Source organism: Nocardia sp. BMG111209, assembly GCF_000381925.1.
Classification (GTDB): domain Bacteria; phylum Actinomycetota; class Actinomycetes; order Mycobacteriales; family Mycobacteriaceae; genus Nocardia.
In genome coordinates this window covers 184,427-210,630 of sequence record NZ_KB907310.1, presented here as the reverse complement: position 1 = coordinate 210,630, position 26,204 = coordinate 184,427, and the positions used below count along the sequence as shown (strand labels likewise).

28 protein-coding genes and 4 tRNA genes are annotated in these 26,204 nt (G+C 68.3%); 9 read left to right on the top strand and 23 right to left on the bottom strand.

Annotated elements, in window-relative coordinates:
- Nucleotides 1-5: 5 nt before the first annotated feature.
- The 16 genes from G361_RS0139355 to G361_RS0139280 form a co-directional block, all read right to left on the bottom strand.
- Nucleotides 6-1,355, bottom strand: coding sequence for an MCE family protein (locus G361_RS0139355; RefSeq protein ID WP_019932653.1), 1,350 nt, complete (start codon nt 1,353-1,355; stop codon nt 6-8).
- A gap of 70 nt (nt 1,356-1,425) precedes the next feature.
- On the bottom strand, nt 1,426-2,292 hold the full coding sequence (locus G361_RS0139350; RefSeq protein ID WP_052173008.1) for an ABC transporter permease: 867 nt from the start codon (nt 2,290-2,292) through the stop codon (nt 1,426-1,428).
- A gap of 2 nt (nt 2,293-2,294) precedes the next feature.
- Nucleotides 2,295-3,089, bottom strand: a complete 795-nt coding sequence (locus G361_RS0139345) for an ABC transporter permease (RefSeq protein ID WP_026344068.1) — start codon at nt 3,087-3,089, stop codon at nt 2,295-2,297.
- A 46-nt stretch (nt 3,090-3,135) separates the two neighbouring features.
- Nucleotides 3,136-4,176: an ABC transporter ATP-binding protein gene (locus G361_RS46260; RefSeq protein ID WP_052173007.1), complete on the bottom strand. Its 1,041-nt coding sequence runs from the start codon at nt 4,174-4,176 to the stop codon at nt 3,136-3,138.
- A gap of 383 nt (nt 4,177-4,559) precedes the next feature.
- On the bottom strand, nt 4,560-4,946 hold the full coding sequence (rplL, locus tag G361_RS0139335) for a 50S ribosomal protein L7/L12 (RefSeq protein ID WP_020647653.1): 387 nt from the start codon (nt 4,944-4,946) through the stop codon (nt 4,560-4,562).
- 63 nt (nt 4,947-5,009) lie between these two features.
- Complete coding sequence (rplJ, locus tag G361_RS0139330; RefSeq protein ID WP_019932647.1) at nt 5,010-5,564, bottom strand: 50S ribosomal protein L10; 555 nt, start codon at nt 5,562-5,564, stop codon at nt 5,010-5,012.
- Nucleotides 5,565-5,934: 370 nt separating this feature from the next.
- The gene (gene rplA / locus G361_RS0139325; RefSeq protein ID WP_019932646.1) at nt 5,935-6,648 is read right to left on the bottom strand and encodes a 50S ribosomal protein L1; all 714 of its coding nucleotides are present in this window, start codon (nt 6,646-6,648) and stop codon (nt 5,935-5,937) included.
- A gap of 76 nt (nt 6,649-6,724) precedes the next feature.
- The gene (gene rplK / locus G361_RS0139320) at nt 6,725-7,159 is read right to left on the bottom strand and encodes a 50S ribosomal protein L11 (protein ID WP_019932645.1); all 435 of its coding nucleotides are present in this window, start codon (nt 7,157-7,159) and stop codon (nt 6,725-6,727) included.
- A gap of 169 nt (nt 7,160-7,328) precedes the next feature.
- Complete coding sequence (gene nusG / locus G361_RS0139315) at nt 7,329-8,084, bottom strand: transcription termination/antitermination protein NusG (protein ID WP_019932644.1); 756 nt, start codon at nt 8,082-8,084, stop codon at nt 7,329-7,331.
- Between the two features lie 112 nt (nt 8,085-8,196).
- A complete protein-coding gene (gene secE / locus G361_RS0139310) occupies nt 8,197-8,622 on the bottom strand; it encodes a preprotein translocase subunit SecE (protein ID WP_019932643.1) in 426 nt (141 codons plus the stop codon).
- A gap of 31 nt (nt 8,623-8,653) precedes the next feature.
- Nucleotides 8,654-8,726, bottom strand: a tRNA-Trp gene (locus tag G361_RS0139305).
- A gap of 247 nt (nt 8,727-8,973) precedes the next feature.
- A complete protein-coding gene (locus tag G361_RS0139300; RefSeq protein ID WP_019932642.1) occupies nt 8,974-10,017 on the bottom strand; it encodes a fused (3R)-hydroxyacyl-ACP dehydratase subunits HadA/HadB in 1,044 nt (347 codons plus the stop codon).
- Between the two features lie 210 nt (nt 10,018-10,227).
- Complete coding sequence (gene rpmG / locus G361_RS0139295; RefSeq protein ID WP_019932641.1) at nt 10,228-10,398, bottom strand: 50S ribosomal protein L33; 171 nt, start codon at nt 10,396-10,398, stop codon at nt 10,228-10,230.
- Between the two features lie 59 nt (nt 10,399-10,457).
- Nucleotides 10,458-10,530, bottom strand: a tRNA-Met gene (locus G361_RS0139290).
- Nucleotides 10,531-10,623: 93 nt separating this feature from the next.
- A tRNA-Thr gene (locus G361_RS0139285) sits at nt 10,624-10,696 on the bottom strand.
- 200 nt (nt 10,697-10,896) lie between these two features.
- Nucleotides 10,897-10,977, bottom strand: a tRNA-Tyr gene (locus G361_RS0139280).
- 166 nt (nt 10,978-11,143) lie between these two features.
- On the opposite strand from G361_RS0139280, the gene G361_RS0139275 reads away from it, so the two are divergent.
- A complete protein-coding gene (locus tag G361_RS0139275) occupies nt 11,144-11,635 on the top strand; it encodes a YajQ family cyclic di-GMP-binding protein (RefSeq protein WP_019932640.1) in 492 nt (163 codons plus the stop codon).
- Here the strand turns inward: G361_RS0139275 and htpX are convergent.
- Nucleotides 11,632-12,516 carry a zinc metalloprotease HtpX gene (gene htpX, locus G361_RS0139270; protein ID WP_019932639.1) on the bottom strand — a complete coding sequence of 295 codons (885 nt, stop codon included), beginning with the start codon at nt 12,514-12,516 and terminating at the stop codon, nt 11,632-11,634. The genes G361_RS0139275 and htpX overlap by 4 nt on opposite strands.
- 140 nt (nt 12,517-12,656) lie before the next feature.
- Nucleotides 12,657-13,679: a polyprenyl synthetase family protein gene (locus tag G361_RS0139265; RefSeq protein ID WP_026344067.1), complete on the bottom strand. Its 1,023-nt coding sequence runs from the start codon at nt 13,677-13,679 to the stop codon at nt 12,657-12,659.
- A gap of 226 nt (nt 13,680-13,905) precedes the next feature.
- Here G361_RS0139265 and G361_RS0139260 point away from each other — a divergent pair, with 226 nt between their 5' ends.
- From G361_RS0139260 to G361_RS0139250, 3 genes are all read left to right on the top strand, one after another.
- Nucleotides 13,906-15,183, top strand: a complete 1,278-nt coding sequence (locus tag G361_RS0139260) for a geranylgeranyl reductase family protein (RefSeq protein ID WP_019932637.1) — start codon at nt 13,906-13,908, stop codon at nt 15,181-15,183.
- Nucleotides 15,184-15,198: 15 nt separating this feature from the next.
- Nucleotides 15,199-15,618, top strand: coding sequence for a helix-turn-helix transcriptional regulator (locus G361_RS0139255; RefSeq protein WP_019932636.1), 420 nt, complete (start codon nt 15,199-15,201; stop codon nt 15,616-15,618).
- Nucleotides 15,619-15,699: 81 nt separating this feature from the next.
- Nucleotides 15,700-16,152, top strand: coding sequence for a VOC family protein (locus tag G361_RS0139250; RefSeq protein WP_026344066.1), 453 nt, complete (start codon nt 15,700-15,702; stop codon nt 16,150-16,152).
- 91 nt (nt 16,153-16,243) lie between these two features.
- On the opposite strand, the gene G361_RS0139245 is transcribed toward G361_RS0139250, so the two are convergent.
- On the bottom strand, nt 16,244-16,726 hold the full coding sequence (locus G361_RS0139245; RefSeq protein WP_231387242.1) for a DUF2505 domain-containing protein: 483 nt from the start codon (nt 16,724-16,726) through the stop codon (nt 16,244-16,246).
- Nucleotides 16,727-16,790: 64 nt separating this feature from the next.
- On the opposite strand from G361_RS0139245, the gene G361_RS0139240 reads away from it, so the two are divergent.
- Nucleotides 16,791-17,291 carry a DUF3592 domain-containing protein gene (locus G361_RS0139240; RefSeq protein ID WP_019932633.1) on the top strand — a complete coding sequence of 167 codons (501 nt, stop codon included), beginning with the start codon at nt 16,791-16,793 and terminating at the stop codon, nt 17,289-17,291.
- Nucleotides 17,292-17,472: 181 nt separating this feature from the next.
- Complete coding sequence (locus G361_RS0139230; RefSeq protein WP_019932631.1) at nt 17,473-18,615, top strand: glycosyltransferase family 1 protein; 1,143 nt, start codon at nt 17,473-17,475, stop codon at nt 18,613-18,615.
- Nucleotides 18,616-18,681: 66 nt separating this feature from the next.
- Here the strand turns inward: G361_RS0139230 and G361_RS0139225 are convergent, their stop codons facing one another.
- Nucleotides 18,682-18,966, bottom strand: coding sequence for a hypothetical protein (locus G361_RS0139225; protein WP_019932630.1), 285 nt, complete (start codon nt 18,964-18,966; stop codon nt 18,682-18,684).
- A gap of 243 nt (nt 18,967-19,209) precedes the next feature.
- Here G361_RS0139225 and G361_RS0139220 point away from each other — a divergent pair, with 243 nt between their 5' ends.
- Nucleotides 19,210-20,604, top strand: coding sequence for a serine hydrolase (locus tag G361_RS0139220; protein ID WP_019932629.1), 1,395 nt, complete (start codon nt 19,210-19,212; stop codon nt 20,602-20,604).
- A 56-nt stretch (nt 20,605-20,660) separates the two neighbouring features.
- Here the strand turns inward: G361_RS0139220 and G361_RS0139215 are convergent, their stop codons facing one another.
- The 3 genes from G361_RS0139215 to G361_RS0139205 form a co-directional block, all read right to left on the bottom strand.
- On the bottom strand, nt 20,661-23,777 hold the full coding sequence (locus G361_RS0139215; protein ID WP_026344064.1) for a BTAD domain-containing putative transcriptional regulator: 3,117 nt from the start codon (nt 23,775-23,777) through the stop codon (nt 20,661-20,663).
- 89 nt (nt 23,778-23,866) lie between these two features.
- Entirely contained in the window at nt 23,867-24,334 is a 468-nt protein-coding gene (locus G361_RS46255) for a DUF4254 domain-containing protein (protein ID WP_052173006.1), read from the bottom strand.
- 2 nt (nt 24,335-24,336) lie between these two features.
- On the bottom strand, nt 24,337-24,531 hold the full coding sequence (locus tag G361_RS0139205; RefSeq protein ID WP_155982055.1) for a hypothetical protein: 195 nt from the start codon (nt 24,529-24,531) through the stop codon (nt 24,337-24,339).
- A gap of 514 nt (nt 24,532-25,045) precedes the next feature.
- Here G361_RS0139205 and G361_RS0139200 point away from each other — a divergent pair.
- Nucleotides 25,046-25,948 carry a helix-turn-helix transcriptional regulator gene (locus G361_RS0139200; RefSeq protein WP_019932625.1) on the top strand — a complete coding sequence of 301 codons (903 nt, stop codon included), beginning with the start codon at nt 25,046-25,048 and terminating at the stop codon, nt 25,946-25,948.
- Entirely contained in the window at nt 25,938-26,144 is a 207-nt protein-coding gene (locus G361_RS0139195; protein WP_019932624.1) for a DUF397 domain-containing protein, read from the top strand. Before G361_RS0139200 ends, G361_RS0139195 begins: the two co-directional genes overlap by 11 nt.
- Nucleotides 26,145-26,204: the final 60 nt, after the last annotated feature.

Sequence of the window (26,204 nt, the reverse complement as noted above, 5' to 3'; positions counted from 1 at the left end):
GTCCTTCATTTGACGCTCACCTCGCTCCCGCGCAGCGCCGGGGCCGCGATCCGGGTGACCCAGCCGGGCACCTGATCGGGCGAAACCCCGTTGGCCGCCCCGTAGATCGCGCCGAGCGCGTGCTGCTCCGCCGGTGAACCGGCCAGCGAGACGCCCGCGCCGTACACCGAGAACTGGGCCGGCGGCATCGATCCGCCGTCCGGATCACCCGGGACGCGCGTCGGCGGCTGATACGAACCGTCGTTGATCGGACCGCCCGGGTACTGACCCGAATCGACACCCAGCGGATATTCCGGCAGGCAGGCGGGGCCGCGCGTGTCGAACCAGCGCGGCTCGTCCTGATTGGGCAGGTACCGGCCGCGCGGGTTGACCACCGAGATCGACACCCGGGAGCCGGGCATATCGGTGCCCTTGCCGAAGATGTCGTCGATGCGCGGCTTCAGCTGGGCGAAGTTGCGCATCGTGCAGGCGTAGGTCGGCGAGTAGGTGGCCAGCAGCTCCAGCGCCTCCCGCGAATCGGCGGCGACGTCGATGATGTTGTCGTGATTGGCGACCAGGAAATCGGCCGTCTTCGAGGAGGTCGGCGTCAGCACCTGGTACAGGGTGTCGATCTGCGACCGCTTCTGCACCACGGTGGCATTGAGCGTGCGCAGGTTGTCGAAGGCGTCGACCAGTTCCGGCAGCGCGTCGGCATAGGTGTCGGCCGCCTTCGCGAAGCTGCGCAGATCCTCCTGCAGCGCGGGCAGTTCCCCGTTGAGGCCGCGGAAGATCTTGTCGAGCCGGTCGATGGTGTCGCCGAGTTCGGCGCCCTGCCCGCTCAGCGCCTGCGACAGCGAGCCGAGGGTGGACGACAGATACTGCGGCGGCACCGCCTGCAACAGCGGCAGGATGCTGTCGAGCAGCTGGCTGACCTCGACGGCGTTACCGCTGGCGTCCTGGTAGAGGGTGGTGCCCGCGGTCAGCGTCCGGCCGCTGGGCTGCGCCGGCCACTCCAGTTCCACATAGCGTTCGCCGAACAACGTCTTCGGCAGCAGTCGCGCGGTGACGTTGGTCGGGATCTTCGCCGCCTTGTCCGGCTCGATCGCCAGATGCAGCGTGACCTTGCCGTGGGTGGACTCGCTGGACCGCACCTCGCCCACGGTGACCCCGCGGACCTTCACATCGGCGTTGCGGGTCAACGCGTTCCCGACCGTATCGGTGATCAGGTCGACATTCGTCGTCGGCGTCCACACCTTGTTGTAGGCGGCGACGGTCACGCTCAGGAACGCGAACGCCAGCGCGAAGAACAGCACACCCAAGCTGCGGACCCGCCACTTCTCCGTGGCCCGCCACAACCGAACCCCGTCGGCGCTCATGCCCTGCCCCCTACGGACGAGCGGCGGGCCTGCGTGGTGACGCTCCGCTGCCGTCTCCGGCCCGGCCCGCTCATCCGGCGACCCGAACGGTGGTGGTGGTCCCCCAGATGGCAAGGCTGAGGAAGAAATCGAGGATGTTGATCAGCACGATCGAGGCCCGCACCGCGCGGCCGACCGCCACACCGACGCCCGCCGGCCCGCCACTGGCGTTGAAGCCGTAGTAGCAGTGGATCAGGATGATCACGAAGGCGAACACCAGCACCTTCACGAAGGAATAGAGCACATCCTCCGGTGGCAGGAACAGGCTGAAGTAGTGGTCGTAGGAACCGCTGGACTGCCCGTTGAACCACACACTGATCTGCCGGGAAGCCAGGAACGTGCCCAGCAGGCCGACGATGTACAGCGGGATCACCGCCACGAATCCGGCGATGACGCGGGTGGTGACCAGGAACGGCACACCGGGTACGGCCATCACCTCGAGCGCGTCGATCTCCTCGGAGATGCGCATCGCGCCCAACTGCGCGGTGAAACCACAGCCGACCGTGGCCGACAACGCCAGCGCCGCCACCAGCGGCGCGAGTTCACGGGTGTTGATGTACCCGGTGAGGAAGCCGGTGAGCACACCGCTGCCGAGCGAATCGAGGGCCTTGAAACCCTGGAGTCCGACCACCACGCCGACCGAGGCCGACATCATGACGACCACGCCGATGGTGCCGCCGATGACCGCCAGCGCGCCGGATCCGAAGGTCACCTCGGCGAGCAGCCGCGTGACCTCCTTGCGGTAGTGCACCAGCGTGCGGGGAATCCACGCGATCGCCTTGGAGTAGAAGGACATCTGATCGCCGGCGCGATCGATGACGTCGATCGGGGCGCGCAGCGCGCGGCCGATCCGGCGGGCCTGTCTGAGCACCACCGGGGTGCGTTGGGTGGCAACCATGTTCACCCGCCCTTGGCCGGGACGACCTGCAGGTACACGAGTGTCAGCACCAGGTTCACGAAGAACAGCACCAGGAAGGTGATCACCACCGACTGGTTCACCGCCTCACCGACTCCTTTCGGTCCCCCTTTCGGGTGCAGACCCTTGTAGGCCGCGATGACGCCGGCCAGCAGGCCGAAGATGAGGGCCTTGATCTCACCGATCCAGAGGTCCGGCAGCTGCGCGAGCGCCGAGAACGAGGCCAGGTAGGCGCCGGGGGTGCCGCCCTGCAACAACACGTTGAAGAAGTAGCCGCCGCAGATACCGACCACCGACACCAAACCGTTGAGCAGCACGGCGATCAGCATCATGCCCAGTACGCGGGGCACCACCAGCCGGTGCACCGGGTCGATGCCCAGCACCTCCATGGCGTCGATCTCCTCGCGGATCGTGCGCGAGCCCAGATCGGCGGCGACCGCGGAACCCGCTGCCCCCGCGATGATCAGCGCGGTGACGACCGGCGCGGCTTGCTGCACGGTCGCCAGCACACTCGTGGCGCCGGTGAACGCCTCGGCGCCCAGCTGTTTGATGAGCGAACCCGTCTGCAGTGCGACCACCGCGCCGAACGGAATTGCCACCAGCGCCGCGGGGAGGATCGACACACTCGCGATGAACCACGACTGTTCGATGAATTCGCGCCACTGGAACGGCCGACGAAAAACCTTGCGCCCCACATCGAGAAGCAACGCAAAGATGTTGCCGGCCTGAGCAAGACCCGACTCGACGGGGGTTCGCAGCCGCGTCAGGGTATTGTTCACGATTGCGTATGTTACCCGCTAGTTGCCCTGTGTCATACCTGGGTTACTAGATCATTCCCGGATAATCTGAAGGGTTGCTCGTATAGGCGGGAAGTACCTGCGTATCGCCGTTCTGCTCCATGGATTCGCGGATCGCGACCTGGGCCGGGTGGGGCAGGGTGTGCATGATCTCGAGGACGCGACTGCGCCGCCGCTCGACGGCCTGCCGGTACGGCATCCCCGGCGTGGCCTTCATCTGCGGGACGATGCCCTCGATCTCCTCGGTGCCGTTGTCGTAGTGGCCGGCGTCGGCGAGGGCCTGCTCGCGGGCCATCTGCGCCTCGTCCTTCTCCTCGGACATACCGATCGGGCCGATCATGCGGCCGTTGAGGAACTGCTTGACCACCGGCTCCTCCGAGGTGAGCAGCACCTCGCGCGGGCCGAACATCACCAGGCGGCGGCGGAACAACATACCGATGTTGTCCGGCACGGTCCGGGCCAGGTTGATGTTGTGCGTGACGATGAGGATCGTGGCGTCGATCTGCGCGTTGATATCGATGAGCAGCTGGCTCAGATAGGTGGTGCGCACCGGGTCGAGACCGGAGTCCGGCTCGTCGACGAGGATGATCTGCGGATCCAGCACCAGCGCCCGCGCCAGGCCGGCGCGCTTGCGCATACCGCCCGAGATCTCGCCCGGCAGTTTGCCTTCGGCGCCGAGCAGACCGGTCAGCTCGAGCTTCTCCATGACGATCTTCTTGATGTCGGATTCGCTCTTCTTGGTGTGCTCGCGCAACGGGAAGGCCACGTTGTCGAACAGATTCATCGATCCGAACAGGGCGCCGTCCTGGAACAGCACGCCGAACAACTTGCGGATCTCGTAGAGCTCCTTGTTGGAGCAGGTGGTGATGTCGGTGCCATCGATGTAGATGGAGCCGCGCTCCGGGCGCAGCAGGCCGATCAGGGACTTCAGGAAGACGGACTTACCGGTACCGGAAGGTCCGAGCAGCGCGCTGACCTCCCCCGACGGCAGGGTCAGCGTGACATCCTGCCAAATTCGCTGTGAACCGAACGACTTGGTCACGCCCTCAGTTCTGACCTCGACGCCCACGCCAACCTCCACACTGTTCCAACGGTCCCCCCGCGGCTGCCATCGGCATGCTCCGCTCGGAAACGGGGGTGTGACGCGCCGCACTGGGTTCGGCCACTGTATCGCATACCGGTCGTCAAGCCTATCCCTACCTGACCGACGGGTAAGTACTAGGGTTTTGCTCTTTATTACCGGGTCTGAACTGGTGAAAGCCACAACCGGCGGCGAACAAGTTCTGTTTCCGACCACGTTGACGGCGGGCCCGAAACCCGTCGCACATCCGCCGCGCCGGAGTTCACGATCCGCCGAATCCGGCCGTACCGGAGCAATCCGCGGCCCCGGAAATGCCGCGGCGGGCGGCTCCCCGAGGGGAACCGCCCGCCGCGAACCGTGCGGGAACCGTCCTACTTGACGGAAACCTTGGCGCCGGCCTCTTCCAGCTTCGCCTTGGCGGCCTCGGCGGCCTCCTTGGCGACCTTCTCCAGGATCGGCTTCGGGGCGCTCTCGACGAGGTCCTTGGCCTCCTTCAGGCCCAGGCCGGAGACGATCTCGCGGACCACCTTGATGACCTGGATCTTCTTTTCGCCCGCGCCCTCGAGCACGACGTCGAACTCGTCCTGCTCCTCGACGGCCTCGGCGGCGGCCGGGGCGGCACCGCCGGCGGCGATGGCGACCGGCGCGGCGGCGGTGACCTCGAAGGTGTCCTCGAACACCTTCACGAACTCGGCGAGCTCGAGCAGGGTCAGCTCCTTGAAGGCGTCGATCAGTTCTTCAGTGGACAGCTTGGCCATGATGTTTCCTTCCGATGTATGCCCCCGCCGCGGTGTGGACCGGGCGAGGAGAGGTAATGGGGGTTATTCCGCGTCCGCGGGAGCGTCGGCCGGTGCGGGGGCACCGGCGGCCAGCTTCTCCTGCAGGGCCGCGGCGAGCCGGGCGACCTGCGAGGCGGGCGCGTTGAACAGGCCGGCGGCCTGCGCGGTCTTGGCCTTGAAGGCGCCGGCCAGCTTGGCCAGCAGCACCTCGCGCGAGTCGAGGTCGGCGATCCGCTCGACCTCGGCCACGGACAGCGCTTTGCCGTCCATGTACCCGCCCTTGATGATCAGGGCCTTGTTGTCCTTGGCGAACTGCTTCAGCGTCTTGGCGGCGTCGACCGGCTCACCCTCGATGAAGGTGATGGCGGTCGGGCCGACGAACAGCTCATCCAGGCCTTCCACGCCCGCCTCGGCGGCAGCGCGCTTGACCAGGGTGTTCTTGGCGACGGAGTAGGTGGCGTTCGCGCCCAGCGACCGGCGCAGCTCGGTCATCTTGCCGACCGACAGACCACGGTATTCCGTGACCACGGTGGCGGTGGAGCTGCGGAACTGCTCGGTGATCTCCGCGACCGCGGTGACCTTCTCGGGTTTTGCCATACTTCGCCTCCTCTCTGGATGTGTCGGTACGTATTTCGGCCTACCGACACCCGGAGGAGACTGCCCGGCGACAAAGCAAACGCCCCGGACGCAGGGCGTCCCGGGGCGCAGAAGAAAATATCGACACCGTGCCAGGGCACGGCCCACATTTTCCCGACCTCGGCTCTCCCTGCGTGGGCCGCCGGCAATATCGCCGGACCTTCAGCTGCCTCGCGGCAGCGACCAACGGTCTTCGGTAGAACGATGTGGGTTCGGTCGTCGAACAGGTCGACGACCGTCCATCAGAATAGCCGAACCCCTGCCCATCTGCCAAAACGGGTGAAAACCAAGGGCCGGTACGGAATTCCGTACCGGCCCGAGGGGATGCTGCTTACGCGTCCTCTTCGGTGAGGTTGCGGGTGCGGTTCGGGTCCACCGGGATGCCCGGGCCGGTGTTCGTCGAAATCGTCACCTTCTTGACGTAGCGGCCCTTCGCGGTGGAGGGCTTGACGCGCAGGATCTCGTCCAGCGCGGCGCCGTAGTTCTCCACCAGCTTCTTCTCGTCGAAGGACGCCTTGCCGATCACGAAGTGCAGGTTGGCCTGCTTGTCGACGCGGAAGTTGATCTTGCCGCCCTTGATCTCGTTGACGGCCTTGACCACGTCGGTGGTCACGGTGCCCGTCTTCGGGTTCGGCATGAGGCCACGCGGGCCCAGCACACGCGCGATGCGGCCGACCTTGGCCATCTGGTCCGGGGTGGCGATCGCGGCGTCGAAATCGAGCCAGCCGCCCTGGATCCGCTCGATCAGGTCCTCGGCGCCCACGGCGTCCGCACCGGCGGCCTCGGCCTCGGCGGCCTTCTCGCCGGCCGCGAACACGATGACGCGCGCGGTCTTACCGGTGCCGTGCGGCAGGTTCACGGTGCCGCGGACCATCTGGTCGGCCTTGCGGGGGTCGACACCGAGGCGGACGGCGACCTCGACGGTCGCGTCGGTCTTGGTGGTCGCGGTCTCCTTGGCGAGCCGCGTGGCCGCGAGCGGCGCGTAGAGCTGGTCGCGGTCGACCTTGGCGGCCGCCTCGAGATATGCCTTGCTTCGTTTTGCCATGATTCTCTGTCCTCGAGTAGTTCAGACGTGGTTGTCGGGCCTGGCCGGCCCTCCCACCTGAGTGAGTCCGGGTGGACTACTCCGCGATGGTGATGCCCATCGAGCGAGCGGTACCCGCGATGATCTTCGCCGCGGCGTCGATATCGTTGGCGTTCAGATCTTCCTGCTTGGTCTTGGCGATCTCCCGGACCTGGTCCATGGTGATCTGCGCGACCTTGTTCCGGTGCGGCTCGGCCGAACCCTTCTGCACACCGGCGGCCTTCAGGATCAGCCGGGCGGCGGGCGGGGTCTTCAGCTTGAAGTCGAACGAGCGATCCTCGTAGACCGTGATCTCGACCGGGATGACGTTGCCACGCTGCGACTCGGTCGCCGCGTTGTACGCCTTGCAGAACTCCATGATGTTGACACCGTGCTGACCCAGCGCGGGGCCGACCGGCGGCGCCGGGTTGGCCGCACCGGCCTGGATCTGGAGCTTGATGAGCCCGGTGACCTTCTTCTTCTTGGGGGGCATCTTTCTTCCTTGGTTCGGTTCCTCGGTTCGGATGCTTACGGATTCCCGTAAGCCTGTTCCGGAATGCGCGCCCGCACTCGCCCGTCCGACGACGAGCGGGAACAGCGGGCGCAACCCGGCAAGTGTAGTCGCAGCCGGCGAGCGGGCCCGAATCGGGCCCGGCGGCGGACTAGATCTTCGCGACCTGGGTGAACGCGAGCTCGACCGGGGTTTCGCGGCCGAAGATCGACACCAGCACCTTGAGCTTCTGCTGCTCGGCGTTGACCTCGGAGATGCTGGCGGGCAGGGTCGCGAACGGGCCGTCCATCACGGTGACCGACTCGCCGACCTCGAAGTCGACCTCGATGGTCGGCTTGACGATCGTGGTCTCGCCCGTGCTCTCCGCGGAGGCCGAGGCGGAGGCCGGCTTCTTCTGCTGCTGCGAGGCCGGGACCAGGAACTTCACCACGTCGTCGATCGACAGCGGCGAGGGGCGCGAGGTGGCGCCGACGAATCCGGTGACGCCCGGGGTGTTGCGGACCGCGCCCCACGACTCGTCGTTGAGATCCATCCGGACCAGGATGTAGCCGGGCAGCACCTTGCGCTGCACGTTCTTGCGCTGGCCGTTCTTGATCTCGGTGACCTGCTCGGTCGGGACCTCGACCTGGAAGATGTAGTCCTCGAGACCGAGGTTCTGCACACGGGTCTCGAGGTTGGTCTTCACCTTGTTCTCGTAACCGGCGTAGGAGTGGATGACGTACCAATCACCGGGGGCCCGGCGCAACGCCGCCTTCATCGCGGCGACCGGATCCTCGTCGATATCGGCGGCAGGGGGGGCGGGCTCCTCCGTGGCCTGCTCGGACGCCACGGCGTCGCCGGATTCCTCCTCGACGAACACGTCGTCGGTCTGGAATTCGTCGGGTGTGCCGTTCTCCGGGGTGCTCACTGGGCACTCGCTTCCTGTGTCGTCACGTACATCCTCTGCGTGCCGGGGCGAATCCGGCGGATGGTCCACCTTGTTCGCTCGCGGCGGGACGGTTGCCGGCGTCGACGGTCAGCTAGCCGAACAGCCAGTTGACACCCTTGATGAACGCCACGTCCAACCCACTGATGAACGAGATCATGAAGACCACGAACACCAGCACCACGCTCGTATAGGTGACCATCTGCTTGCGGTTGGGCCAGATCACCTTGCGGAGTTCCGCGACCACTTCGCGCAGGAACCGCATCAGGCGCTTGAGCGGATTGCCCTTACCGCTCTTCCCCGACTTCTCGGTCTTGGCACTGCCCGAGGTCGAGGACTTTCGCGAGGCCGACTGCGGCCGGCGCTCGAGGGTCGCGACCGAGCCGGTGTCGACGTTCGCGGACGAATGCGTGCGAGCCCGCCGAGCGGACCGCTTGCCGCTCGGGCGACTCACCGCGGCGGTGTCATCGCCTTCGTCCGGCGCATGCGCGCCGCGGCGAATATCCCGCTCGTCGCTCACGTCGATCCTTTCTCGTCGCTGGCATCCAGTGCAGGGGCGACAGGACTTGAACCTGCAACCTGCGGTTTTGGAGACCGCTGCTCTGCCAATTGAGCTACGCCCCTTGGGCCGGACGTCTTCGTGTGTCCAGCACCGTCTTATCGAGTTGTATTCCCAGTGTTACACAACACACGCGCCGCCCCGGCGGTTGCCGGCCCCAGCAGAACCCCACGAATCGAGTCCGCCTGGAACCAGCCCCTCAGAGCAGCGCGCAGCGGCTGGTAACCCCAGATGCCCGAGTCTACGTCACCGCCCCCGCGAAAGGCCAATCGGGTCCGAGCCCCACGGCCTGTCGCAGGTCAGCCGTACGACTCAGCTCAGCTGGACGGTCGCGGTGGCGCGGCCGAAGATCTTGCGGCCCTCGGACTTCGCGACGATGGCGACGACGGCGGTGCGGGTCTCCGGATCGACCGACTTCACCTTGCCGGTGTACTCGATCTCCGCGGCCGCGTCGGCGGGCACGTAGACCGGGCTGGTGAAGCGGACGTTGTACTCCTTGACCGCACCCGGATCGCCCAGCCACGAGGTCACGAAGCCGCCGCCGAGGCCCATGGTGAGCATGCCGTGCGCGACGCAGTCGTCCAGGCCGACCAGCTTGGCGACGCCGTCGCTCCAGTGGATCGGGTTCGGGTCGCCGGAGACGCCGGCGTAGTTGACCAGATCGCCCCGGGTGAGCCGCACGGTGCGCGGCGGCAGCTCCAGGCCGGCCGCGACATCGTCGAAGCGCAGCGCGTGGCCGGAGGTCTTCGCCGCGGGCGCGTGCAGCGCCTCGACATCGGCGGTGACCGGCGGCGCGCTGTGCGGATCGTCCGGCGCCTCCGGCGTGCCCTGCATGAGGACGTTGCGCACGGCGTCGGTGAGGTTGGGGTCGATATCGGTACCGCTGCGCCCGATCAGGGTGGTGTAGGTGGTGAGCACCAGTTCGCCGCGGGAGGTCACGATGTTCTTGGTGACGATGATGTCGCCGCCGAAGGCCTGCCGGAACGAGTGCAGATACACATCGCAGAGCAGCTGGTCGCCGACCTGGATCGGACGGTGGAACTCCAGGATCTGGTCGGTCTGCATGATCTGACTCAGGTCGTACCCGGTGACCACGTGCTCGAACAGCTTCCGCTGGGCCAGGATGCCGACCAGGGAGATGAAGCTCAGCGGCGCCAGCAGGCCGTCGTAGCCGTACTCGCTCGCGACACTCTCGTCCCAGTGCACGGGGTGGTAGTCCTGGACGGCGCGGGCGTACTCACGCACCTTCTCCCGGCCCACCTCGTAGTGGTCCTCGACCCGATAGTGGTGACCGACCGCGGCTGCCGCGTTCGCCGCCGGATCGAACTCTGTGGAAGTGGCCGCCTCGTCGGTCATGACGCCACTTTCCTCGGTGTTGATTGTCACGGAAGGCTGTCCCTATCTGACCCCGCAACCCGGGATCGGCGGAGGATCACTACCGCACTTACACCAAGTGCCGGAGCGGGATCGAACCCTGCTCCGGCACAGATTCTGCGCTCTTCTATGACGACATTCGCGACAGACACACCACGAACGTCGCGTGCGGCAGCAGTTCGCGTGGTGGTACTAGCGAGATTCGCGGTGCGCGCGGTGGCAACCACAGTTCGGGCAGAACTTCTTCAGCTCCAGCCGATCGGGGTCGTTACGCCGGTTCTTCTTGGTGATGTAGTTGCGATGCTTGCACTCTTCGCAGGCCAAGGTGATCTTTGGCCGGACATCGGTGGACTTCGCGGCCACGATATGCCTTCTTTCCGGTCAACCTGAGGGTCGAAACCTGAGGGTCGATTCAGTATGGGTAGCGATGGCCGGACTCGAACCGGCGACACAACGATTATGAGTCGTTTGCTCTACCGCCTGAGCTACACCGCCATACATCTGCGCGGTAATGCGGTGATGGTCGTCCCGGCCCTGTGGTTCTGCAGCCTCAGAGTGCCGAGTCGATCACGCACCGGCAATCCGGCGAGCCCCCTAACGGAATCGAACCGTTGACCTTTTCCTTACCATGGAAACGCTCTGCCGACTGAGCTAAGGGGGCACGGCCACTGGCGCTCCGGTGAAACCGGGGCGCTGAAGCCTTGAACGAGGTTACACACTCTCCCGCCCCGATACCAAACCGGGAGGTCAAGGGCCATTTCCCCGGCGAGCGGCGCGGCGCGGGCCGCGACGGTCATCGCCGGTGAGCCGGCCCGCAGTAACCGAAAGCCCCCGTGGAGCGAACTCCACGGGGGCTGAGGGTGGCAGGTGAAGGATTCGAACCTCCGAAGCTTGCGCGGCTGATTTACAGTCAGCTCCCTTTGGCCGCTCGGGCAACCTGCCGTGCGCTGCGGTAGCGCGGAGAGCAGAATACAACGAACACCCGGCCGGAATGCAAACCGCCAGGCCAGCGACCGCGGTACCGGCGAATTCGGGGTGCCGGGGCGACTGCGGCCGGTGATCGGGGTAGAAATTCTCCAGTACGCCGACCGTCAGACAGGAGCGCATTGTGGCCGATTCCTCATTCGATGTCGTCAGCAAGGTCGATCGCCAGGAGGTCGACAATGCCCTCAACCAAGCGGCGAAGGAACTCGCCACCCGCTACGACTTCCGGGGCACCGGCGCCGGCATCGAATGGTCCGGCGAGGAGAAGATCGTGCTGACCGCCGAGTCCGAGGACCGGGTGAAGGCCGCGCTGGACGTCTTCAAGGAGAAGCTGATCCGGCGCGACATCTCGCTGAAGGCCCTCGACGCGGGCGAGCCCGCCGCCTCCGGAAAGGTGTACAAAATCACAGGCACCCTGGTGCAGGGCATCTCCACGGAGAACGCCAAGAAGATCGCGAAGAAGATCCGCGACGAGGGCCCGAAGACCGTGAAGGCGCAGATCCAGGGCGAGGAACTGCGGGTCACCAGCAAGAGCCGCGACGACCTGCAGCAGGTCATCGCGCTGCTGAAGAACTCGGACTTCGACCTCGCGCTGCAGTTCGTGAACTACCGCTAGTAGCGCCGGGTACCGCCGGCCATCTCCTCCAGCCGCCGGATCCGGTCGGCCATCGGCGGATGGGTGGAGAACCAGCGAGCGGCGCGATCACCGGCCCGGAACGGGTTGGCGATCATCAGGTGCGACTGGGCGGTCAGCTGCGGCTCCGGCGGCAGCGGGGCCGCCTGGACGCCCCGCTCCAGCTTGCGCAGCGCCGAGGCCAGCGCCAGCGGGTCGCCGGTGATCGAGGCGCCGTCCTGGTCGGCCTGGTACTCCCGCGAACGCGAGACCGCCAGCTTGATCAGGGTGGCCGCGATCGGTCCGAGCAGCGACACCAGCAGCACACCCAGGATGTTCGGGCCCTGCCCGTCGCGGTTGCCGCCGCCGAAGATGCCCGCGAAATAGGCCAGGTTGGCCAGGCCGGAGATCACCGAGGCCAGCGCGCCGGCCACCGACGAGATCAGGATGTCGCGGTTGTAGACGTGCGACAGCTCGTGCCCGAGCACCGCGCGCAGCTCCCGTTCGTCCAGGATCTGCAGGATGCCGGTGGTGCAGCAGACCGCCGCGTGCCGCGGATTGCGGCCGGTGGCGAAGGCGTTGGGGGCGTTGGTGGGGCTGATGTAGAGCCGCGGCATCGGCTGCCGCGCGGCGGTGGCCAGCTCCCGCACGATCTTGTACATCGCCGGCGCCTCGGGTTCGGACACCGGTTGCGCGTGCATGGCCCGCAGCGCCAGCCGATCGCTGTTGAAGTACGCGTAGGCGTTCATGCCGACGGCCAGCAGCACCGAGATCCACAGGATGGTCGGACTGCGGAACAGCGCCCCGGCGCACACGATCAGGGCGGACAGGCCCACCATGAGCCCGAAGGTCTTGACCCCGTTACCGAAACCGTGCGTGTGCAAAACGGAACCGCCTCTCTGTCGGCCTCGCGCCCCCGTTCGTCGACTGCGTTACACCAGGTCAACGATATGCGCCGACGTCTGGTTCCTCTCGCCGCGCACGCGATCCGTACTGCCCGGTGCGGTGCCGCCGGGATGTTCGGTCAGCCGACCCGTTCGACGGTGAACCGGACCAGGCGGTCCAGCGCCTCGTTGGCCGGGCCCGCGGGCAGTGCGGACAGTTCAGCGTGCGCGATATCGGCGTAGCCCTGCAACTTCTCCTTGGCCAGCACCATGCCCCGGGACCGCGACAGCAGTTCCAGCGCCTCGGTGACCTCCGCATCCGTCTCCAGCGGCCGGGCCAGCAGCGTGCGCAGCCGGTCGCCCTCGGCGCCCTCGTCGCGCAGCGCGTAGAGCACGGGCAGGGTGTGCACACCCTCGCGCAGATCGGTCCCGGGCGTCTTACCGGACTGCTCGGACACCGAGGAGATGTCGATGATGTCGTCGGAGATCTGGAAGGCCGTGCCGACCGCGTCGCCGAGCCGGGCCAGCCGCTCCACGTGGTCGAGATCGGCGCCGGAGAAGGTGCCGCCGAACCGGCCGGAGGTCGCGATCAGCGAACCGGTCTTCTCCCACACCACCCGCAGGTAGTGCTCGACCGGATCCTGGGACTGCTTGGCGCCCACGGTCTCCCGCATCTGCCCGGTGACCAGTTCGGCGAACGTCTCGGCGATCACGCGGACCGCGTCCGGGCCGAGGGTGGCGACCAGCCGCGAGGCGTGGGCGAACAGGTAGTCGCCGGCCAGGATGGCGATGTTGTTGCCCCAGCGGGAGTTCACGCTCGGCGCACCGCGGCGCATCGACGCCTCGTCCATCACGTCGTCGTGGTACAGCGTGGCCAGATGGACCAGCTCGACCACGGTGGCGGCGGTGATCAGATCCGAGTCGTCCGGCCGCGGGCCCAGCTGCCCGGTGAGAATGGTGAACAGCGGCCGGAACCGCTTACCGCCGGCGCGGGCCAGGTGCAGCGCCGCCTCCTGGAGAAATTCCTCGCCGTCGGACAGCTCGCTGATCAGCAGTTTCTCGACCCGGTCCAAACCGGTGCGCACGGTTTCGGCGAGCTCGGGTTCGCCGAGATCGACCCCGGCGACCACCGTGCTCTCCTCGCTGACAGCCGATGCAGTCATATCGTCTCCCAATGCCGCGTCCGTCCCCACACCACAGAACCTAGCGTGTCCCCGTCGGGGACCGGATGAACACCTTGGTGCTGCGACGAATCAGACAGTGCCGGGAATGCGCGAATCGCCGCGATCCGGCGGCCCGCGCACCCGCGCACAGGCTTCACCACGCCGAATGCGCGGATCGGCGCGGGCACGTCGACACCCGCGCGTGGCGGCTGGAAGTATTGGGCGCATGGGTGCCCCCGATACCGAACGCGAACGCGCCGCCGGCCCGGCACGCGCACTGCCCGGACAGGTCGACGTGCTGGTGGTCGGGGCGGGGCCGGCCGGATCGGCGGCGGCGGCCTGGGCGGCCCGTGCGGGCCGGGATGTGCTGCTGCTGGATTCGGCGGTCTTCCCGCGCGACAAGACCTGTGGCGACGGTCTCACCCCGCGGGCGGTGGCCGAGCTGGAGCATCTCGGCCTGGGTGAGTGGGTCCGCACGCATACGGTCAACCGCGGGCTGCGGATGTGCGGTTTCGGCGCCGAGACGCTGCTGGACTGGCCGGACGGTTCGTTCCCGCGCTACGGCAGCGCGGTCGCTCGCACCGAACTCGACGACAAGTTGCGCGAGACGGCGGTCCGGTCCGGGGCCCGGATGGTCGACGGCGCCCGGGTGACCGAGGTCGCCCGCGACGGCGACCGGGTCACCGGCGTCACGGTGCAGGCCGACGACGTGACCCGGCCGGTGAGCTGCCGCACACTGGTCGTCGCCGACGGGGTGCGGTCGCCGGTGGGCAAGTTGCTCGGCCGCACCTGGCATCGGAAGTACGCCTACGGCGTGGCCGCGCGGGCGTACATCGACTCGGGCCGCAGCGACGACGAGTGGATCACCTCACACCTGGAACTGCGCGATGCCGAGGGCGATCTGGTGCCCGGCTACGGCTGGGTGTTCCCGTTGGGCAACGGCCGGGTCAACATCGGCGTCGGCTCCCTGGCGACCGCGGCCCGGCCCTCGCACATCGCGCTGAAACCGCTGTTGCAGCACTATGTCTCGCAACGCCGGTCGGAGTGGCAGTTCGAGGGCGAGGCGCGCGAGGTCGCCTCGGCGCTGTTGCCGATGGGCGGGGCGGTGTCGACCGTCGCCGGGCGCAACTGGGCGCTGGTCGGCGATGCGGCCGGCTGTGTGAACCCGCTCAACGGTGAGGGCATCGACTACGGGCTCGAGGGCGGCCACATGCTCTCCGAACTGCTGGACGAGCCGGACCTGACCCGGGTGTGGCCGCAGACGCTGCGGGCGCGGTACGGCCGCACCTTCTCGGTGGCCCGGCGGCTGGCGGCGCTGGCCACCCACCCGCGCGCGGTCCCGGTCGGCGGGCCGCCGGTCATGCGCTCGAAGTTGTTGCAGCGCACCGCCGTTCGGGTGATGGGCAATCTGGTCACCGACGAGGACGCCGATCTCACCGCCCGCGCCTGGCGGACGGCCGGGCGGGTATCGATGCGATTCGACGGGTTACCGCCGTTCGCCTAGCGGACGATCAGAGCCATGGGTACCGAGCCACCCCGCGACCTGCTCCCCCAACTGCGCCGGGCGCGCGACCTGGCCGATCGGAACTATGCCGACGCGCTGGATCTGGCGGGCCTGGCCGCGGCGGCGGGGGTTTCGAAGTTCCACTTTCTGCGCTGTTTCGCGGCGGTGTACGGGCGCACGCCGGCGGCGTATCTGGCCGAGCGGCGCATCGAGCGGGCCCAGGATCTGTTGCGCGCGACCAACATCACGGTCACCGAGGCGTGCATGCTGGTCGGATATTCCAGCCTGGGGTCGTTCAGCCGCAAGTTCACCGAGTTGGTGGGCATGTCGCCGTCGGCGTATCAGGCGAAGTTCTCCGCCGAGGGCGCGCCGCGCATCCCGGGTTGTTTCGTCTTCATGCACGGGCTGTCGGACCGCAAACCGCCACCCGGGTGACGATCGGGCCGTGGCTCGGTGAAGACCGCAATTTCGGAGAAGCGGGCGGGACCTCGGTCGGCCTAGCGTGAACCCATGGCAATCATCAGCAATGTGTCCCTGGTCACCGTCTACGTGACCGATCAGACCGCCGCGAAGCAGTGGTACATCGACAAGCTCGACTTCGTGGAGACCTCCGACGTGACCATGGGCGAGGGTGGATTCCGCTGGGTCACCGTCGCGCAGCCCGACCATCCGGAGCTGGAGGTGACGCTGATGCTGCCCGGCCCGCCGCTGGACGAGGGTATGGCCACCGCGGTGAGCCGCGCGCTGGCCGGCGGCACCATGGGCGGACTCGGCCTGCGCACCGAGGACTGCCACAAGGCCTACGAGGAACTGACCGCCAAGGGCGTGGAATTCGTGCAGCCGCCCTCGGAGCGACCGTACGGTGTCGAGGCCGTGGCGCGCGACAACTCCGGGAACTGGCTGGTGCTGGTGGAACGCCGCGAATTCGACCCGTCGAACGGTGAGTGGGCCACCCCCGAGGGTGATTGATCCGGATATGCCACCGGCCCGCGCCGGAGGGATGCGGCGGGGGCCGGTCGGTATCTCCTACGAGTCATACGGCGACCAGCGGCGAGCGGGCTCAGGCCGTCGCGGCGGCCTCGAGCTGTTGTTCGGCGAATTTCCGCTCGCTGTCGAGCACCCGGTGCAGCAACTGCTCGGCCAACGGCTCGATCATCCCGCCGACCAGCGGCACCTTGACGGCCACGAGGCCGGTCACCTCGATCTCGGATCCGGTGGCGGTGGCCCGCAGCACGTAGGTGCCGTCCATCTCGGTGGTGATGCCCTTGGTGGCGCCGGTGAAGGTGCCGCTCGCGGTCCCGCCGGTCAGCGGTCCCCAGTTGTCGACACGTTCGAGCACGAGCTCCGTATCGATCACCCGCTTCACGACCGACGGGATCTTGTCCGGCCGGGCGCGCTCGGTCATGTGGATCCGGACGGTGCCGGGTCCCTCCGGCCGGGAGACGTCGACGGTCGCGGTCGGGGCGGCCGCGAATCTCGTCCGCCACAATTCTTCGCTGAGGATCGCCCGGTGCAGCTGTTCGACCGGGACGCGGTAAGACACGGTGAAGCAGAATTTTCGGGACATGGCCGCACACGCTATCGGAGCGATGGAATAGCCTTGTGCAGTGTCGGAAACCAGCCAGTCTGATGATCAACGGCCGTCCGGCCCGACGCGTCTGCGCCGGACCCGGATCGGGGTTCTGGTCGCCGCGGTCACGGTGAGCGTGCTGGCGGTGCTGCTGGTGCTGGCGGCCTGGCGCGACGATTATCTGATCAGTTCCGACAAGGGTGTCACCAGTGGCGAGGTGCTGTCGGCGGGCCGGCTGCGATCGGCGGTCACCTATGTCACCCCCGACGGCGTCACCCACAATCCCAAGACCGGGGTGCTGTACCCCACCCGGCTCACCGCCGGTGAACGCATCAATGTCGAGTACAGCAAGAAGGATCCCGAACTGGTCCGGGTCGCCGGGCGCGATGCCCGGGTGGCGATCATCCCGGCCCTGTCGGTGATCGTGGTCTGCTGGGTGGTGGCACTGCCGTTGTTGTTCGTGTTGCGCCGGTTCGCGCGACGCCGCGATCCCGCCTCCCGGCTGCCGATGCGCCGGCCCGCCGAGGCGGCGGCTTGATCCACCACGATGGCGGCAGCCTGAACGCCGATCGGGGCGGCAGCCTGATCGGCCACTGTGGCGGCAGCCTGATCGCCGACCGCGGTGGCAGCCCGTCGACGGCGGAATTGTTCGCCGATTTTTCGCGTAGGCGTCACGTCGTGGTGACGTACGGGCGTGTCTGGTTGATCACACTCGAAGCGTGCGCGTAGCCATCGTTGCGGAGTCGTTCCTGCCCAACATGAACGGTGTCGTGAACTCCGTCTTGCAGGTCCTGGATCATCTGGATCGCAACGGGCACGATGCCCTGGTGATCGCACCGGACAGCCTGCGCGGCCGGCCCCCGGCGCCGCGCGAGCACGGGCGGTTCCCGGTGATCCGGGTGCCCGCGGTGATGGTGCCGAAGATCAGTTCCCTGCCGGTGGGTCTCCCCCAGCCGGTGATCACCTCGGCGATCGACGAGTTCGACGCCGACGTGGTGCACCTGGCCTCCCCCTTCCTGCTCGGCGCCGGCGGCGTCGCGGCCGCGCTGCGGCTGGATCTGCCGGCCGTCGCGATCTATCAGACCGATGTGGCGGGCTTCGCCCAGAGTTACGGACTCGGCGCGGCGCGGCGGGCGGCCTGGGCCTGGACCCGGCGCATCCACGTGCGCGCGGCCCGCACGCTCGCCCCGTCCTCGGCGGCGGTGGAGGATCTCGAGCGGCACGGCATCCCGCGGGTGCACCGCTGGGCGCGCGGCGTCGACATCGCACGTTTCAATCCGGCGGCCCGCTCGGAGGAGTTGCGCACCGCCTGGTCGGCCGGGGACAAGCTGGTGGTCGGCTTCGTCGGCCGGCTGGCGCCGGAGAAGCATGTGGAGCGGCTCGCGGTACTCGCCGACGATCCGGATGTGCAGTTGGTCATCGTGGGCGACGGCCCGCAGCGGGCCCGGCTGGCCGAGCTGATGCCGTCGGCGATCTTCACCGGGGAACTGGGCGGCACGGACCTGGCGGCCGCCTACGCGAGCCTGGACGTGATGGTGCACGCGGGCGAACATGAAACGTTCTGTCAGGGTGTGCAGGAGGCGCTCGCCTCGGGCATCCCGGTGATCGGCCCGGATGCCGGCGGCCCGCGCGATCTGATCGCACACTGCCGCAACGGTTATCTGTTGCCGGTGGATCGTTTCACCGAACTGCTGCCCAGCGCGGTCGCGGCGTTGCGCGATCCGGAGTTGCGCATCCGATTCGCCGCGGCGGCACGGAAATCCGTTCTGCACCGGACCTGGCCCGCGATCTGCACCGAACTGGTCGGCCACTACACCGAGGTGATCGGCGGGGCCCACGCCGGGTTATCGCAGAGCGCCTAGCGGCGTTGCCGCAGAGCGTGCCGCGGGCCGTTCGGCCGGTCCGCGCGCCTTCGAGCGAATGCTCGGCTACGGGGCGTCGAGATGGCGTACGACGCCGTCCGGCACATGCTGAGCGCCGCCGGTGTCCACCAGGATCCGCGGCTGACCGCCCAGTTCCGAGCCGAAGCCGGCGCCCGGACCGTGTCCGGGGGACATCGGATTCGGATCGTGCTCGAACGAGGTGTGGCAGAACTGGATGGAAATGTCGACGAAGCTGCACATCCCGGTTCCGGCCGAAGACACCCCCGCAGTGACCACGGATCCCGCGATGAACGCGGCCGACAGTGCGGCGAGCGCGTAATTCCTCCGCATGATGAGAACTCCTCCCATCGGGCAAATCTTCAGCGTCTTGTGAACAGCGGTGTGGCACAGCGGAAACTTCCCGATCCGGGGAGATGAACCCGAACCGTGACTGCGCGCGGCACCCGGTGCCCGGACCGGACGGCTGTCAGCGCGCTGTCGGTGCGCTGTCGGCGGTGGACGGAAATGTCATGGGCGCAGCGGGCACTCACCACCGACACCGGGTGCCGCGCTTCCCGTCGAAAGGAACCGTCGATGTCCACACCCGCCGTATCCGCCACCGCACTGCCCGAATTCGTCGCCGCCACCGCCACCCGTCTCGGCATTCCCGGCGCCGCGGTCGGGGTGTGGGCCGACGGTCGTGAAACGTTCGCATGCCACGGCGTGACCAGCGTCGAGAATCCGCTACCGGTCGACCCGCACACCCTCTTCACGCTCGGATCGGTCAGCAAGACCTTCACCGCCACCGTCGTCATGCATCTGGTCACCGCGGGGCTGATCGAACTGGACGCGCCCGTGCGGCGATACGTGCCGGAACTGATACTCGCCGACGAGCGGGCGGCCGCCGAGATGACGGTGCGGAATCTGCTGAACCACACCGCGGGCCTCGGTATCCGGCTGATCGTGGAGACCGGCGACGGTGACGACGCCCTGGCGGCCTATGTGGGCCGCATGCGCGAACTGGAGATGATCGGCGCGGTCGGCGATCGCGCCTCCTACAGCCAGGCCGGCTACAACCTGCTGGGCCGGATCGTCGAGAAGGTCACCGGCGGAACCTTCGAACAGACCGTCACCGATCTCGCGCTCGAACCGCTCGGCCTGCGCGACACCTGCTACCGCCCGGCCGAGGCCATGGTGAAACGCTTTGCGGTGGGCCACAATCCGGACGGCAACGGCGGTGTGGTGGTGGCCCGGCAGTGGAAGGACACCCGCGGCAACAATCCCGGCGGCGGCATCGCCTCCACGGTGACCGACCAATTGCGCTGGGCGCGGCTGCATCTCGGCGACCTCGACGACGCCGCCGCGCGGGGCGTGCTGCCCCTCGAGGTCCGGCGGCGCATGCAGCAGCCGACCGTGGCACTGCGCGGCAGCTCACTCGGCGACGCGTTCGGGCTGTGCTGGTTCCTGCGCGCGGTCGGATCCGAGGGCGTCCACACCGTCGGGCACGGCGGCTCGGGCAACGGCCAATTCGCGGATCTGCTCCTGGTGCCGGAGCGCAACTTCGCCGTGACGGTGATGTGCAGCGGACCGGACGGGGTCGCGTTCACCCGAGCGGTGACCCGATGGGCACTGGAGCACTACCTCGGTGTGGTGGACCGTGATCCGGAGCCGATCCCGTTCGACGGTGACCGGGCCCGGGAACTGGTGGGCCACTACGCGACCGAGGTGATGACCCTGACCGTGCGCACCACCGCGGACGGGATGGCGCTGGAGACCCGGTTGAAGCCGGAGATCCGAGCCACCTCGAAAACGGAACTGCCCGCGGACTATCCGCCGTTCGACTTCGGACTGCTGCCGGGCGACGGGGACGACTACATCGTCACCGGTGGCGCGTTCACCGGGCAGCGCGGATTCTTCACCCGGGACTCGGCGGGAACGGTGGTCGGAATCGACTTGGCCGGAAGGCTTTTCACCCGAGTAGCCGACTGACCACGCGATCGGCCGCTCGCGATGGCAGCGCCGGTGGATGCCGGGGTCCGTAGGAGTCAGTGTTCGGACGGGACGGGAGTGGGATCGGTGAGCAGGCGTACCGCGTCGGCGCGGGGCAGTTCGGCCCCGCGCCGGACGTGTGCGGTGAAGGTCTCGTGGCCCAGGCGGTCGGCGAGACGGGTTGCGAGGGAGCGGATTTCCGGGTCGCCGGAATCCGGGACACCTCGAATCGATTGGGCGGCACCGAGGGTCTCGGCGGCGAGAGCGGGAGCGTCCTCCAGGTCGTGTAGGTGGGCCAGTACCCGGGCGTGGTCGGCCAGCGCCGCGGTTCCGCGCGCGGCCGCACCACGAGCGGCCGCGGCGAGTAGTTCCCGGGCCGGGGCGAGCGTGCCGGCGGTCACCCGTACCGCGAGGCGGGCTCCCGCGACGAGGTCGGCGGCGATCGGTTCGGGATAGGGCAGGCGGTGCGGTCGCTGGGCCAGCGTCGTGAGCAATGCCTCGGCGCGGTCGAATTCACCTGCGCGACGGTGCAATTCGGCACGGCTCAGCCGCAGTAGCGCGGCCGTGCGAGTGAGGCCGTGTGTCGCCGCGCGGCGGTCGGCGACGTCGAGATCGCGCGCCGCGGCGGCGAGATCGCCCGTGCGCATCCGGGTTTCGGCCAGGGCGGCCCAGGCTTCGGCGGTATCGTCCTCGAGTCCGAGTTCGGTCCCGGCGGCGACCGCGTGCTCGAAGGCCGTGACGGCCGCGTCGTGCTCTCCGCGCAACGCGTGCTCGCGGCCGACGGCCAGCCAGGCCATGCCCAGGCCCCAGCGGTCGCCCGCCTGGTCGAATTCGCGGACGGCCGCTCGCGCGCCGGACCGGTCGCCGCTGCCGCGCTCGACGGCGGCCAGATGCCGGGAGAGGTGCGCGCTGCCACGCACCCACGGGTCCGCGGCGGCCAGGGCCTCGATGCGGACCCGTTCGCCGGTCTCGGTGTCGCCGACGCGGAATGCCAGCAGCGGCAACCACAACGGCAGTGCGGGGTGGTATTCCGTTGCCCCGGTGCGGAGACAGTCGCCGAGGAGTGCGCGGATCGCATCGGCGGCCGGTGCGGTTTCGGCCAGTCCGCTCGTCATCGAGTGCACGACGCGCAGCGCGGCCCGGGTGCGATCCGGCAACGGCAGGTTCAGGACGGCGGTGAGGTAGGTGTCGAATCCGGCGCTCATCCCGCGCAGGCCCCAGTACCAGAACAGCGCCGTGACGAATTCGGCGGCGCGGCTCGCGTCGCCGGTGTCCAGGGCGGTGCGCAGCGCGAATTCCAGATTCGCGTGCTCGGCATCGAAAACCGCCATCGCGGTGCACTGTTCGCGGGTGCGCAGGCGAGGCTCGTTCCGGCAAGCCGAGGCGAGGAAGTGATCCGCGAAGCGTCCGGCCGCCACTCCGGTCGCGTCGAATTGTGTTGCCGCATAGGCGCGGATCGTCTCGGACATCCGGTAGCGCGGCGGGTCGCCCGACGGTACCGGCAGCAGCGACTTCTCGACCAGGCCGTCGAGCAGGTACGGCAGGTCCGCCGCCGGCAGCGACTCGTCCACGCAGATCGCCTGCGCCGCTTCGACGGTCGCGCCGCCACGGAACAGCGAGAGACGTCCGGCCAGCACTCGTTCCGGTCCGGTGAGCAGATCCCAGCTCCATTCGACCAGCGCCAGGAGGGTGCGTTGGCGCGGCAGTGCGGCCCGGCTACCGGATCCCAGGAAGCGGAACCGGTCGTCGAGGCGAGCGGAGATCTGCTCGACGGACATCGAACGCAGCTTGGCGGCGGCCATTTCCAGCGCCAGCGGCAGTCCGTCGAGGCGGCGGCAGATCTCCGCGACCGGTTCGGCGGTGCGCTCGTCGAGCGCGAAATCCGGCCGGGCCGCGCGCGCCCGGTCCAGGAACAGCCGTACCGCCGCCGATTCCGCGATGCCGGGGAGATCCGCATCCGGTGCGGGCACGTCGAGCGAGTCCAGATGGCACAGCGCCTCACCGGTCACCGCGAGCGGCTCGCGACTGGTGGCCAGGATCGTCAGCTGCGGCAGCCGCTCGAGCAGCCGGGCGGCCGGTGCCGCGACGGCGTCGAGGACATGTTCGCAGTTGTCCAGGATCAGCAGCGCCGCACCGACATCCAGCAGGCCGAGCAGCCGATCCGGCGGCGATCCGGCGGCCAGCGCACCGGCGATCGCGTCGGCCAGCGGATCCGGCGCGCCGGATTCGGCCAGCGATACGAAGTGCACCCGGACCTCCGGCATACTCGTCGCGGCCTGTAGCGCCAGCCGGGTCTTGCCGGCGCCGCCGGGGCCCACGACGGTGACCAGTCGCGATGTGGCGCACAGTCGTTGCACCTCGCGCAGTTCCCGCTCCCGCCCGATGAACGGGGTGAGCGGAACGGGAAGGGCCGCAATCGGTTCCGGCGATGGTGCCGGCCGCCGCACCTCACCGCGCAGCACCGCCAGGTGGGCCTCGCGCAGTCCCGGCGACGGGTCGATCCCCAACTCGTCGTCGAGCCGCGCGCGGATCTCGTCGAAGGCGGCCAAGGCGTCGGCCTGCCGCCCGATCGCCGCCAGCGCCCGGATCCGCAGCGCGGCAAGCCGTTCGCTCAGCGGCCGCGCGGCCGCCGCCGTCTCCAGCGCGGGCAGGATCTCGGCATGTCGCCCGAGCCGTAATTCGGCGTCGAGACGATCCTCCTCGGCCGCCGTTCGCAGCTCCTCGAGCCGGATCGCGGCCGCACGGGCGAAGGGGGCGTCCAGCACATCTCCCAGCGCCGGACCGCGCCACAACCCGAGCGCTCGCCCGAACGTGGCCGCCGCGGGTGCGGCCCGTTCGCCGGCCAGCTCCCGCCGCCCCTGCCGCACCAGCTCCTCGAACCGATCCGCGTCGACCTCGACCTCCGCCAGCCGATAACCCCCGGCCACGAGTTCGACCGCGCCCGCCGCGCGCAGCGCCCGCCGCAGCCGGGACACCAGCGCCTGCAACGCCCCGGCCGCGGCGGCCGGCGGGTGCTCACCCCACAGCCCGTCGATCAGCGCCTCCGGCGGCACCGGCCGCCCACCCGCCAACGCCAACCGCGCCAACAGCATTCGCACCCGGTCACCACCGATGACCAGCGGCGTCCCGTCCGCATCGTCGACCCGCACCGGTCCCAGCACACTCACCCGCACCGCACGAGTGTTCCAACTCCGCCACCGGTTCCGCCAGACCCACCGGGCCGGCTCGGATCGCCGCACCGGCACGGTCTCGCCCGGCCGGGCTACCAGCATCCCGATCGGGTGCTGTCGGCGGCGATGATCTCCCAGGGCTGGGTGAGCGGGAGGCGGCGGCGGCCGCATTCGACCTCGGTCACCAGATCCTGGTAGGCGTCGGTGAGTTCGGCCAGGACGGTCCAGGCCGAGTGGACCGACAGGTCGGCGCCGCTGGCGGACAACAGGAGCTGGCAGGCCCAGGCGTGGGTCCGGGTCATCCGGTCCACGACGGAACCCAGGGATTCGGTGTGCAGGTACGCGGCGGGGCGCTGGCGGTGTTCCAGCGCCACCCAGTGATCGATCTCGCGCACCAGAGTGCCTCGGGCGCAGTCTATTCCGCGCAGATCGACCGGGTCGGCGGCGAGCCGGTCGCGATGCAGGGCGGACAACCGGGCGATCGCGGGGAGGATCGGATGGGCGAGGTCGGCGTTGCCGCAGCAGGCGGCGATGACCATGTTCTTGGTCGGCAGGCGCATCGTCACCACCCCGCCGCGGCGGTGCGGGCCCAGGTCTGGGGCGGGCAGACGGTCACCAGATCGAAGTCGTCGCAGACGAGTTCGGGGCGGTTGTCCACGTGCGCGAGGTCGAAGACGACGATGACCGGGACGTCGAGGCCGGCCGCGAGACCGAGGGCGTAACCGATCGGATCGGCGTGGTCGATCGGAGGCCGCACCGTATACAGCAGGCGAAAACCGTTGCGCCAGGCATATCTCTGAATCTCGCGAGCGTGCCGCTCGGTGTTCGGACCGGATATGTCGGTGCGGACGAATCCGACCACGGGCTGCCGCGGCGGGGTGGCGCGGGTAGCCGGCGATGGGGTTAGCGGATTCATTGCGGTGGCAAGAGTCATTATTCGAAATCCCCCGTTCTGAATATTCGGCGTCGAAGTGTTCGGTGGCCGGTGGGCGACGGACTCCGACACGAGAAGACTTTGGAGAAAACCCTTGGCTCGCAGCCGAAGTTGTCGTACATTCCGTGGCAGAGGGTGTTTCGAGGCCCCGAACCTGCAGCACCACCCGGCCGCCGGTACCAAGCAGACCACGGCCGGGACGAAAAGACCAGTGGAATTGGAAAATAGGTGGAAGTCGTGCGAAACCCCAGGATGTCACTCGATTTGCTGCAGCTAGGGAATGGATATTTATATTGCGGTGAGCCAATTTTCGAATATTCACTTTCCAGGGGGCACCATGGGTACCAAGAGGGACGAGATTCCTACGTCGACGCTGCCCAGGCGGCAGCTGGGACGTTTTCTGCGCGATGCGCGAACGGCCGCCGGACTGACCATCGTCCGGGCTTCCGGCCTCACCGATCTGAGTCCCGCAGGGCTGCAACGGATCGAGTCCGGGCGCGTGCAGAAAGTCCGTAAGCAGGACGTTCGCGCCCTGTGCGAGCTCTACCACATCGGCGCGCGCGACACCCGGCGAGCGGTCACCCTCGCCGAACAGGCGCGGGAGCGGAGCTGGTATCACGATTTCGGCAATCTCTTCGACGAGACCTTCGGCCTGTATCTCGATCTGGAATCCGCTGCGCAACAGATGATCTGCTACAACGAACACATTCCCGGCCTGCTGCAGACCGACGACTACGCCGAGGCCATGATCGGCGCCTGTCACGATCGGGTTCCCGAGGAGGAACTCGAACAGCGCCTGGAATTACGACTGAAACGGCAGAGCCTGCTCACCCGGAAGAAACTGCCGCTGATCCTCGATGTACTGCTGCACGAATCGGCGCTGTACCGCCTGGTGGGCGGCGCCGATCTGATGGCCGCCCAGCTGCGGCATCTCGACAAGTTCGCCGCGCTGCCGAACGTCACGCTGCGCGTGCATCCGTACCGGGCGGGTCTGACGTGGGGAATCCTGCACGGCCCGTTCGTGATCCTGAGCTTTCGTCCCGACCCGAAAGGAGGTTCATCGGAACCATCGATCGTGTACCGCGAAGGTGCACCCAGTAGCGACATCTACATCGAGCGACCGGATGAGGTGGATCGCTACACCGAGCTGTCCGCGGCCATCCGCGCGATGGCTCTCACGGAATCCGAAACACGAGACCTGCTCCGGCAGGTAGCAAAGGAATACGATCATGAGCACTGATATCTCGAACTCGTCCTGGTTCAAGAGCTCGTTCAGCGAGACCACCCACTGCGTGGAGGTCTCGTGGCTGCCGGAAGGCGGTGTGGGCGTGCGGGATTCGAAGAACCCGAGCGGTCCGGCGCTGACCTTCTCCGGCGCCGAGTGGACGGCCTTCACCGCCGGGGTGAAGGCCGAGGAGTTCGACCGCACGGCGTGATGCCGGCGGCTCGATAACGAAAAAAGCGGTTCCGCCCCGACTCAACCGGGGCGGAGCCGC